Origin of the sequence: Streptomyces alkaliphilus, assembly GCF_014141535.1 — a bacterium.
GTDB lineage: Bacteria > Actinomycetota > Actinomycetes > Streptomycetales > Streptomycetaceae > Streptomyces > Streptomyces alkaliphilus.
The window spans coordinates 1-2426 of sequence record NZ_VKHT01000786.1 but is presented as its reverse complement, the minus strand read 5'-3'; the positions used below and the strand labels follow the sequence as shown (position 1 = coordinate 2426).

Here is a 2426-nt window from a genome sequence, read left to right as displayed (position 1 = left end):
CCGTTCGGCCTCCCGGTGCCGCTCCGGCGGTGCTCCCTCACGCGTGGGCCGCGCGCCACGCACGGGCGCGTTCCTCCAGTTCCTCCGCCACCCGCGCGCCCCGACCGCGCAGCGGGGCGAGGGCGCGCCGCATCCCGTCCACGGCGTCCACCGCCCGCGCCGAGCGCACCCCTTCCAGCAGTTCCAGCGCCCGCCCCCAGGTCCCGCACGCCTGCTCCAGATGACCCATCGCGGCCTGCTCCCCACCCTGCGCGGCGAGGGTCAGGGCGGTGATCCGCTGGTACTCGGGACCGGGGCGGGAGCGCGCGGCGGCGGCGTAGTGGCGTTCGGCGGCCACGTGGTCACCCATCCCGCGCACGGTCTTGGCCGCGTGACTGGACACGCAGGCCCGGGCGCTTCCCCACAGAGCGGCCCAGTGCGGCAGTTCGGCCTCCTCCCCGCGCAGCACGAGATCCTGCGCGGCCCGCAACTGGCGGGCCGCCTCGGCCGACCGGCCCGCGTTCGCCAGGGCCCTGGCCCGGGTGACCGCGAACAGTGCCTCGGCCGTCGGCCCGACCCTGCCCCGCACCCGGGCCAGCGCCGCGTCCGCCAGGTCGAGGGTGTGCTCCGGGCGCCTGACGTCCATGCCGTTGTGGGCGAGGATGCGCAGGACGAACGCCTGGTGGGCCTCGTCCCCGGCCTCCCTGGTGAGTTCGTACGCCTGGAGCTGATAGCGCTGGGCCAGGCCGTGCTCCCCGGCGTCGTAGGCCTTCCACCCGCAGAGGTAGGCGACCTCGGCGGCGGCCCCGAGCATCGCCGCGCGGTCGGACTCCCGGCTGAAGGAGGCACGGCACAACCGGACCACGTCGGTGGTCAGGTACTGCACCACCGCCGCGCGGCCGTGTTGTCCGCCGTGTCGTTCGTCGATCCGGGTGAACAGCCGTGTCATCTCCCGGACCGCCTCGATCTCGGAACGGCCGGCGTGGAAGCCGCCGGACCCCTCCCGCCGTTGCCCCGGGATGGCCCGTTCGATCCCGAGGGGGAGGCCGGCCGCCGCGACGCTGTAGGCCGTGTTGGTGAGCAAACGCCTGCGATGGATGTCGGCCTCCCCGATGAGTCGTAGCACTTCCACGGGATCGGCTCCCGGGCACATGCCGAGCGATACCCGGGATCGATCCTCGTCTCCCGGTTCCTCGAAACCGAGTTCGGAGGGTGTGACCTCACGCCCGAGCGCGCGGGAGACGGCCTCAATGATGTAAGTGGTCGTGCGGGGGTGTGGTTCGACCCCGCCCACCCAGTGCGCCACGGCACTCTTGTTGGTCCGCAGTTCCTCGCCCGCCGTCCTCGCCACGGCCCGCACCTCGAAGGCCAGCCGGTCGTAGGTCAGCCCCGCCTCCCGAAGGGCGTTCACCAGCGCTTCGTTGCGGGCGCGCGGTCGAGCCACCTGTCCTCCACTCTCGCCGAGGAGCCGTAAACCCCGTTGAACGCATCCGGGGCCACGGATCATTGATGGCACAGCGTAGCGTCGTGTGTACTCAAGGTGTCACGCGGTGTGGGGCGACCGAAGGGGGTTCGAGGATGAGGACCTGTCCGGGCTTCGAGGGGGAAGCCCGCAGCGGACGGCGGGACGGAAACGGGCCGGGAGGCGGAAACGGGCCGGGAGGCGGAAACGGACCGGGAGGCGGAGGCGGCCGGGAGAACGGGAGAGGTGGGGAGACCGGGAGAGCGGGGAAGCAGGCGCCGCGTCGCCGCCCGGCGTTCGTGCCGATGCTCTCCGAGCCGGTGCGGGGGCTGCGTCGCTGTGCCTGGTGCGGGGAGTTGGTGCAGCCCGGTCGCGAGGCGGGACGGGACGGTACGGGGGAGCCGCTGTACAGCTGCGGCAGGACGCCCTGCGGGCCGGAGTCGCTCCCGGAGGCGCCGTCCCGCCGGGACCGGGGCCCGACACCGGAGGCGACGACCGACGGCGGGGCGAAAGAGACGGGGGAGGCCGGGAAGGTCGGGGAAGCCGGGACATCGGATTGCTGCTCCCGGTCCCCGGGGTACTCGATCGAGCCCGACGCGGGGCCCGACGCCGAGCCGCTCCTCTTCTCCGCCCGGTGCGCGGTGTGCGGCCTCTCCGGCCCGGCCGGCCCGGACGCGGGGGCGACCTCGCGGTGGATGCTCGCCCATCTGCGTTCCCGGCCGGGACATGTGTCGTTCCGCGAGATCATCACCCGCCCCTACCGGGCGGTCCCCGACGAGTGTCGGTGACCGCCCGTCCCGGCGCGGGTGTTCGGCGGCGCCGCGCACGGTCACCGGCACCTCCCCGGGGCCCCGGGGAGGTGCCGGGGGAGCCTCGACACCGATCCCGGCACGGGGCCGCCGATGCCCGGTTCACCGGAAGACGGGTTTCCGGCGGTCGGTAATCCTGCGGCTCCATTCAAGTACGGGCTGTCTCTTATACACAA

2 protein-coding genes are annotated in these 2426 nt (G+C 73.8%); one reads left to right on the top strand and one right to left on the bottom strand.

The features are described 5' to 3' along the window. Positions 1-37: 37 nt before the first annotated feature. Complete coding sequence (locus FNQ90_RS19755) at positions 38-1423, bottom strand: hypothetical protein (protein ID WP_182607590.1); 1386 nt, start codon at positions 1421-1423, stop codon at positions 38-40. A 323-nt stretch (positions 1424-1746) separates the two neighbouring features. Here FNQ90_RS19755 and FNQ90_RS26850 point away from each other — a divergent pair, with 323 nt between their 5' ends. Further along, positions 1747-2229, top strand: a complete 483-nt coding sequence (locus FNQ90_RS26850) for a DUF7848 domain-containing protein (RefSeq protein WP_194432703.1) — start codon at positions 1747-1749, stop codon at positions 2227-2229. Positions 2230-2426 lie beyond the last annotated feature (197 nt).

Excerpts from the sequence above, each read along its gene's own strand:
- FNQ90_RS26850 (WP_194432703.1), top strand. The coding sequence starts at position 1,747 with ATGCTCTCCGAGCCGGTGCGGGGGCTGCGTCGCTGTGCCTGGTGCGGG.